7 protein-coding genes are annotated in these 8,436 nt (G+C 67.5%); 1 reads left to right on the top strand and 6 read right to left on the bottom strand.

Going from position 1 to position 8,436, the window contains the following annotated elements; all coding sequences use genetic code 11:
* The 5 genes from G3N99_RS29385 to G3N99_RS29365 form a co-directional block, all read right to left on the bottom strand.
* A partial coding sequence (locus tag G3N99_RS29385; RefSeq protein ID WP_206124131.1) for an MFS transporter occupies positions 1-1,256 on the bottom strand: 1,256 nt, incomplete at its 3' end.
* Between the two features lie 221 nt (positions 1,257-1,477).
* Positions 1,478-2,314, bottom strand: a complete 837-nt coding sequence (locus tag G3N99_RS29380; RefSeq protein ID WP_011355761.1) for an ABC transporter permease — start codon at positions 2,312-2,314, stop codon at positions 1,478-1,480.
* A gap of 37 nt (positions 2,315-2,351) precedes the next feature.
* The gene (locus tag G3N99_RS29375; protein ID WP_174937346.1) at positions 2,352-3,608 is read right to left on the bottom strand and encodes an ABC transporter permease; all 1,257 of its coding nucleotides are present in this window, start codon (positions 3,606-3,608) and stop codon (positions 2,352-2,354) included.
* Positions 3,609-3,710: 102 nt separating this feature from the next.
* Positions 3,711-4,757 (bottom strand): ABC transporter substrate-binding protein, encoded by a 1,047-nt coding sequence (locus tag G3N99_RS29370; RefSeq protein ID WP_174938586.1) that lies wholly within the window; start codon positions 4,755-4,757, stop codon positions 3,711-3,713.
* Positions 4,758-4,834: 77 nt separating this feature from the next.
* Positions 4,835-5,938 (bottom strand): ABC transporter ATP-binding protein, encoded by a 1,104-nt coding sequence (locus G3N99_RS29365; protein ID WP_206124130.1) that lies wholly within the window; start codon positions 5,936-5,938, stop codon positions 4,835-4,837.
* Positions 5,939-6,046: 108 nt separating this feature from the next.
* Here G3N99_RS29365 and G3N99_RS29360 point away from each other — a divergent pair, with 108 nt between their 5' ends.
* Complete coding sequence (locus G3N99_RS29360; RefSeq protein ID WP_206124129.1) at positions 6,047-7,570, top strand: PLP-dependent aminotransferase family protein; 1,524 nt, start codon at positions 6,047-6,049, stop codon at positions 7,568-7,570.
* A 36-nt stretch (positions 7,571-7,606) separates the two neighbouring features.
* On the opposite strand, the gene G3N99_RS29355 is transcribed toward G3N99_RS29360, so the two are convergent.
* On the bottom strand, positions 7,607-8,436 hold an 830-nt coding region (locus tag G3N99_RS29355), incomplete at its 5' end, for a lipase secretion chaperone (RefSeq protein ID WP_206124128.1).

Here is an 8,436-nt window from a genome sequence, read left to right as displayed (position 1 = left end):
GACAGCGCGACGAGCGCCGCGCCCGTCGCCTGCCCGATCAGCCGCGCGGTCGCGATGATCCCGCTCGCGCCGCCGCTGCGCTCGGGCGGCGCACTCGACATCAGCGCCTTCAGGTTCGGCGACTGGAAGAAGCCGAAGCCCGCGCCGCACAGCATCATCCGCCAGCCGATGTCGACGACGCCCGGCGCCGCCGGCAACGCGGCGAGCGACACCATGCCCGCACTCAGCAAGGCAAGACCGATCGCGCCGAGCAGGCCCGGCGGATAGCGATCCGACAAGCGCCCCGCGATCGGCGCGGCGAGCGCGACGATGACCGACCACGGCGTCATCAGGAAGCCCGTCTCGACCGCGTTGCGATGCAGGACGGTTTCGAAATAGAACGGCAGCGATACGAACGCGAGCCCCTGCGCGGCAAACGCGCACACGGCGGTCAGCGCGGACAGCGTGAACACGGGCCGGCGAAACAGGTCGACCGGCAGCATCGGCGCCGGGTGCCCGGCCTGGCGGTGGATCAGCAGCCAGCCGAATGCGAGCGCAATCGCAGCCGCCGCGAACACGATGGAAAGCGGCCCGCGCTGCGCGAATTCGCCGAGCGCGAAGATCAGCGATGCGAACGTGATCACGTTGAACAATGCAGCGACCGGATCGAACGCATGCTTGCCGCGTGCCGTCTGCGGCAGCGACGGAATCGCCACTGCAAGCGCGAACACGCCGAGCGGCACGTTCACCGCGAACAGCCACGGCCATGCGGCGACCGACAGGATCAGTGACGCGATGGTCGGCCCCACCGCGAACGACACGCCGACCACGAGCGCGTTGAAGCCGACGCCGCGCCCGAGCCGGTGCGCGGGAAACAGGCCGCGGATCAGCGCGACGTTGACGCTCATGATCGCGCTCGCACCGAAGCCCTGCACGATCCGCGCGGCCGTCAGCATCGGCAGCGTCGACGCGAGCGAACAGCCGAGCGACGCAAGCGTGAACACCGCGAGCCCGGCGATATACACGCGCTTGTGGCCGACGATGTCGCCGAGCGATGCGAACGGCAGCAGCGTCGCGACCATCGCGAGCTGGTACGCGTTGATGATCCAGACGGACGCGGCCGGCGACGCATGCAGGTCGGTGGCGATCGCGGGCAGCGCGGTGTTCGCGATCGCGGTGTCGAGCGTCGCGAGCGCGACGGCCAGCAGCACGGCGGACATCGCGCGCCAGTTGACGGCCGGCTCATGGGCGCCGGCGGGAGAAGCGAATTCGGACAAGATGAGGCTCGGCTGACGAGCGACGCGTTGCGCCACGTCGCGGATTGGACTCGCGGCGGCGTTCCGGTCGCACCGCATGGAACGCGCGCCGCCGCGCCCCGTATTGTTGCAGAGCCGCATCGAACGTGCTGGCGGCCGCTTCGTCAGTCAGCAAAATGAAAGAAAATGCGTTGCCGTGCAGGACGCGCGGCAACGCAGGCGCAACAGACAGGCTCGCTGCGTCAGGTCACCGCGCGCCGCGCATTGCGACCGCGCAGCCATTCGAGCGCGAGCAGCAGGCTCGTCGAGAAGATGATCAGGATCGTGGCGAGCGCAGCGATCGTCGGGCTGATGTTCTCGCGGATGCCCGTGAACATCTGGCGCGGCAGCGTCGTCTGGTCAGCGCCCGCGAGGAACAGCGTGACGACGACTTCGTCGAACGACGTCGCGAACGCGAACAGCGCGCCCGACATCACGCCCGGCGCGATCACCGGCAGCGTCACGCGGAAGAACGTCGACACCGGATTCGCACCGAGCGACAGGCTCGCGCGCACGAGGTTCTGGTTGAAGCCCTGCAGCGTCGCGGCTACCGTCGTCACGACGAACGGCACGCCGAGCGCCGCGTGCGCGGCAATCAGCCCCGTGTAGGTGTTCGCGAGCCCCAACGGCGCGAAGAACAGGTACATCCCGACGCCGACCACGACGACCGGCACGATCATCGGCGACAGCAGCACGGCCATCAGCAGCCCCTTGCCGCGGAAGTCGGCCTTCGTGAGACCGATCGCGGCGAGCGTGCCGAGCACGGTCGCGACGACGGTCGCCGACGGTGCGACGATGAAGCTGTTCTTCGCGGCCATCCGCCACTCGTCCGATGCAATCAGGTTCTCGTACCAGCGCGTCGAGAAGCCCGGGATCGGATAGACGAGGAACGTGCTCGACGAAAACGACAACGGCACGATCGCGAGCACCGGCAGGATCAGGTACAGCAGCGTCAGCACGACGAGCACGCGCAGCGCGACGTACCACGCACGCTCGACGAACGACATGTGCGGCGCGAACAGCGGCCTGGCGAGTTTCATGGTCGGTATCCCCTTCCCGTTTCGTAGTGCGCGGCGCTCAACCGAGGCTCACGTTGGTGCGCGTGAAGCGCCCGTACACCGCGTACAGCACCAGCGTCGCCGCGAGCAGCAACCCGCCGAGCGCGCACGCCATGCCCCAGTTGATCGTCACGTTCGTGAAGTACGCGACGTAGTAGCTGACCATCTGGTCGTTCGGCCCGCCGAGCAGCGCGGGCGTGATGTAGTAGCCGATCGCGAGGATGAACACGAGCAGTGCGCCCGCGCCGACGCCCGGGTAGGTCTGCGGCACGTATACGCGCCAGAACGCGGCGAACGGATGGCTGCCGAGCGACACGGCCGCGCGCTGATAGGTGGGCGGGATCGACTTCATCACGCTGTAGAGCGGCAGGATCATGAACGGCAGCAGGATGTGCGTCATCGAGATGTATACGCCGACGCGATTGAACAGCAGCGTCAGCGGCTGCGAGATCAGTCCGCTGCCGATCAGCGCCTTGTTGACGAGCCCTTCGCTCTGCAGCAGCACGATCCACGCGGCAACGCGCACGAGCACCGACGTCCAGAACGGAATCAGCACGAGGATCATCACGAGGTTTGCACGACGCTCCGACAGCGTCGAGATCCAGTACGCGAGCGGATAGCCCAGCAGCAGCGCGAACAGCGTGACGGCGACGCCGATCACGAACGTGCGCCCGAAGATCGCGAGATAGATCGACTGGTCGGGATCGGCCTGCACGATGTGGTCGAAGCCGTCCTGCTTGTGGTCGAGCGCGGCGAGCAGGTAGAACGGCGAATACGTGCTGCCGTTCTTCGCGATCGCCTGCCAGTACGCGGCATCGCTCCAGCGCGAGTCGAGCTCGACCAGCTTGTCGCGCGTCTGTGCGGGCGTCAGTGCCGCGTCGTTGTCGCCCTTCAGCGGCATCGCGCGCGCCGTCTTCGCGACGAGCGAGCGATAGCCGGGAATCTCGGTGTTCAGCCGCCGCGCGAGCGCACCCATCGCCTCGCTGTCGGCCACCTTCGTCATGTCGGCCGCGAGCGCGACATATGCGGCGTCGGCCGGCGGCGCCTTGCGGTCCCAGCCCGACAGCGCCCTGACCGTGTTCGGCAGCGCTGCGGCGATCTCCGGGTTCTGCACCGCGCGCGTCAGCAGCGTGCCGATCGGCACGACGAAAATCAGCAGCAGGAAAATTGCGAGCGGCGCGACCAGCAGCAGTGCCATCGTGCGCTTGCGGGCCTCGGCGGCCTTCAGCTCGCGCTTGAGCGCGGCGTTCGACGGCGAGGAAGGCGCGATCGTCATCGTATTCAACGGTTCTCTCCGGCCGGGCACGTTCCGGCGGAATGCCGCGCGACACGATCGACGCGTCGCGCGGCCGGTTGCATCAGGACACCTGAACGGCGATTACTTCGTCGCCCACGCGGTGAAACGCTGCTCGAGCTCGTCGCTGTGGTCGGTCCAGAAGCCGATGTCTTCCAGCACCGCGTTCTTGCCGTTGGCCGGCGAGTTCGGCAGGTTCGCGAGCGTCTTCGCGTCGAGCGCCTTGATCGCCGCGATGTTCGCCGGGCCGTACGCGATGTGCTGCGCGTAGCCCTGCTGCGGCTTCGGCGTCAGCGTGTACGCGATGTATTGCTCGGCCAGCGCCTTGTTCGGCGAGCCCTTCGGAATCGCCCAGTAGTCGAGGTCGTAGATGCTGCCGTTCCACACGACCTTCAGGTTCTTGCCTTCCTTCTGCGCGGCGTCGATGCGGCCGTTGTACGCGGTCGACATCACGACGTCGCCGGCGACGAGAAACTGCGGCGGCTGTGCGCCCGCTTCCCACCACTGGATATTCGGCTTCAGCTCGTCGAGCTTCTTGAACGCACGGTCCTGGCCAGCCTTCGTGCCGAGTACCTTGTAGACGTCCTTCGGCGCGACGCCGTCGGCCATCAGCGCGAATTCGAGGTTGTAGCGCGCGCCCTTGCGCATGCCGCGCTTGCCGGGGAATTTCTTCACGTTCCAGAAATCGGCCCAGCCGGTCGGTGCCGACTTCAGCTTGTCCGCGTTGTACGACAGCGCCGTCGACCACACGAAGAAGCCGACGCCGCACACCTGCGGCGATTCGGGAATCAGATCGGATTTCTTGGCGATCTTCGACCAGTCGAGCTTCTCGTACAGCCCTTCGTCGCAGCCGCGGTTCAGGTCGCCCGATTCGACTTCGACCACGTCCCAGTTGACGTGCTTCGCCTCGACCATCGCCTTCACTTTCGCCTGCTCGCCGTTGTATTCGACGGCCGTGACCTTGTTGCCGGTCGCCTTCTCGAACGGCTGGTTGAACGCGGCCTTCTGCGCGTCGCCGTTCGCGCCGCCGAAGTTGACGACCGTGAGTTCGGCAGCCGATGCCGATGCGCCGACGACGGCGAGCGCCAATGCCAGCGCGGTGCGCCGTGCGGTAATGCGTGCTCGGTTCATGGTGGTTCCTCTCCTCTCGTGGTGGAAGTGGGCAGTTGTTGTTGACGACGTGCTACGGAAAATCGGGGAAACCCTGCTCAAGCGAACACGCGCAGGTGTTCGGGCGCAAATGCGAGCGCGACCGGTGCGCCGGGCGAGAACGCATCGAGCGCGCCGGTGCCGAGCGGCACCTTCACGAAGCATTCGTCCTGGCCGGGCAGCGCGCAGCGCATGCGCACGTGGTCGCCGAAATAGATGAGGCTGCGCGCCTCGCCGCTCAACTGGTTGGCCGAGCCGTGCGCGTGCCCGTTCGCGCCATGCGCGGCGAGACTCATGCGTTCGGGGCGGATGCACGCGACGGCCGGCGCACCCTCGGCCGCATCGCCGATGCGGCGGCCGACGAGCTTCGTGCCGTCGTCGAGGCGGAATTCGCAGAATTCGCCGTCGACGCGCGCGATGGTGCCGCGCAGCCGGTTGCTGTCGCCGATGAAGTTCGCGACGAATTCGTTGCACGGCGATTCGTACAGGCGGTCGACGGTGTCGAGTTGCTGCACGATGCCCTTGTCGAACACGGCGACGCGATCGGACATCGTCAGCGCCTCGCCCTGGTCGTGCGTCACGTACACGAAGGTCACGCCGAGCTTTTCGTGCAGCGCCTTCAGTTCGTACTGCATGTGTTCGCGCAGTTGCTTGTCGAGCGCGCCGAGCGGCTCGTCCATCAGCACGAGCTTCGGCTCGAACACGAGCGCGCGTGCCAGCGCGATGCGCTGCTGCTGGCCGCCCGACAACTGGGCCGGATAGCGTTTCGCGAAGCGCTCCATCTGCACCATCTTCAGCGCATGCGCGACCCGTTCCGTGCGCTCGGCCGCCGGCAGCTTGCGCACGGTCAGCGGATACGCGACGTTCTGCTCGACCGTCAGGTGCGGAAACAGCGCGTAGTTCTGGAACACCATGCCGATGTTGCGCTTGTGCGGCGGCACGTTGTTCAGCAGCTCGCCGTCGAGGCGGATCTCGCCGCCCGTCGGGAATTCGAAGCCGGCCAGCATCATCAGGCAGGTGGTCTTGCCCGAGCCGGACGGCCCGAGCAGCGTCAGGAATTCCCCGCGGTGGATATCGAGGTCGAGCGATTTGACGACCAGCGTTTCGCCGTCGTAGGTCTTCCGCACGCCGCGAAAGCTGACGATCACATCATCGGACTTCATCGTGGCTGTCCCCTTGCTTCGCGACAATTGATTTTGAGATGCGAGCCACTATACGGCGCGCACGGTTCTATACTAGGGAACCATTTCAATATTCCAAGTAGGACCACTTTGGATACCGTGATCCTCGCCGACTGGCTCTCCGCCCGCCTCGACCGCAGCTCGCCGGAGCCGATGTACCGCCAGTTGCTGCAGCAGATGCAGCAGGCCATCCTGACCGGGGAATTGGGGCCAGGCACCAAGCTGCCGAGTTCGCGCACGCTCGCGGCCGACCTGTCGATCGCGCGCAATACCGTGCTTCACGTGTACGACCAGCTGACGGCCGAAGGCTACGTGCTGACGACCACCGGCAGCGGCACCTATGTAGCCGACACGCGGCCGGACGCCGCCGCGATCCACGTGCCGGGTGCTGCACCGCCTGTGTCGAGCGCCGATGAACCGCCGGTGCCGGATGCGCAGGGCGGCCTGTCGATGCGCGGCCGGCAACTGATCGAACATGCGGGCGTATCGCGGCGTCAGTGGGGGGCGTTCATGCCGGGCGTGCCGGACGTGTCGGAATTCCCGAGCCGGACGTGGAGCCGCCTGCAGGCGCGGCTGTGGAAGGAAGCGAACCCCGAGCTGCTGACCTATGCGCCGGGCGGCGGCTACCGGCCGTTGCGGCGCGCGCTCGCCGATTACCTGCGCGTCGCGCGCTCGGTCAAATGCTCGCCGGACCAGGTCATCATCACGACGGGCATCCACCAGTCGATCGATCTCGCGGTGCGGCTGCTGTCCGACATCGGCGATCGCGCATGGGTCGAGGAGCCGTGCTACTGGGGCGTGCGCAGCGTATTGCAGGCGGCCGGCCTCACGCTGACGCCGGTGCCCGTCGACCAGGAAGGGCTCGACCCGCGTGCCAGCGACATGCAGCATCCGCCGCGGCTCGTGCTCGTCACGCCGTCGCATCAGTACCCGCTCGGGATGGTGATGAGCCTAGCGCGACGCCGGATGCTGCTCGAATACGCGCGCCAGCACCGCTGCTGGATCATCGAGGACGACTACGACAGCGAGTTCCGCTACGGCAGCCGCCCGCTCGCGTCGCTGCAGGGGCTCGACGATGGCGGCCGCGTGATCTACGTCGGCAGCCTCGGCAAGATGCTGTTCCCGGGGCTGCGGATGGGCTACATGGTCGTGCCCGAGCATCTGGTCGACACGTTCCGCACCGGGCTATCGGAGCTGTACCGCGAGGGCCAGCTGATGCAGCAGGCCGTGCTCGCCGAATTCATCATGGACGGCCACCTGACTTCGCACGTCAGGCGAATGCGCACGCTGTACGGTGAGCGTCGGCAACTGATGATCGACGCAATCCGCGCGCGCTTCGGCGACGCGCTGCCCGTGATGGGCGACGAAGCAGGCCTGCATCTCGTGCTCGGCCTGCCGGACGCCTGCGACGATCGCGCGGTCACGCAGAGCGCGTTCGATGCGGGCGTGATCGTGCGCCCGCTCACCAGCTACTACAGCAGCCTCGACACCGCGCGGCGCGGCCTGCTGCTCGGCTATGCGTGCGTTGCGCACGAAGGCATCGGGCCCGCGTTCGACACGCTCGCGAATACCATCGAGCAACACCTGCCGCGGGACCTCACACGCGCGGCATAGCGGCGGGCATGCGCCGCGCCGCCCGCGCCTCCCACGTTACCGCACGCTGCCCGCCCCGCGATCGAGCGATGCCGCGCGCACGGCTTCGCCCGGTTTCGTGAACACGCGTTGACGCAGCGCGGCGATCTGCGCGTCGCGATCCTGCGGCGACAGACCCGCCGATTCGATCTGCGCACGCTGCGCCGCATAGTCCGTGTAGCGGCTCTGCCACGATGCGTCGTCCTGCTGCATCTGCGCGACGCGCGCGGCGGCTTCGGGGCCGAGCGTCTGCGTCAGTTGCGCGCGCATCGCGTCGGGCGTAGCCCCGCTCTTCTGCAATTGTGCGATCTGGTCGATCGCCGCCCGCTGCTTGTCGATGCGTTGCTGCGCGGCGCGCTCGTCGGCCGGCATCTGCTGTTCGAGCGCTGCGAGCCGCTCGGCCTTCTGCGCATCCGTCAGCGCGGGATCCCGCGTGATCTTCAGCCGCGCGAGGTCGTAGCGCTGCCGCCATTGCTCCGCACCGAAGAACGGCTGGCTCCAGTCGCCCAGCGTGCGATAGGCGATCGACGCGCGCTGGTCGAGCGCGAGCTGCAGCGCACCGAGATCGGACTTGTCGACCGCGCCGGCATCGCGCAGTTTCGCGAGTGCGTCGAGATACGCGCGATAGCGATGCCATACGTCGAGCGCCTCGACCTGCGCAACGGTGCCGTCGAGTTGCGCGGCAATCTCGCGCACGACGAACGCATCGAGCGCGGCTGCGCTCAGGTCGCTCTGCGCGGTCAGGCAGTAATCGAAGAAGTCGCGCACCGCGCGCGACTTCGCGAGATGGCCGCCGGCATCGAGCGGCAACCGGGGCGCGCTGGAGCCGGCGAGCGACGGCGGCAGGG

The organism is Burkholderia sp. Ac-20392, from assembly GCF_017104585.1.
Taxonomy (GTDB): Bacteria; Pseudomonadota; Gammaproteobacteria; order Burkholderiales; family Burkholderiaceae; genus Burkholderia; species Burkholderia lata.
Note: the sequence above shows the minus strand (reverse complement) of the source record. Positions and strands in the feature narration are given on the sequence as shown.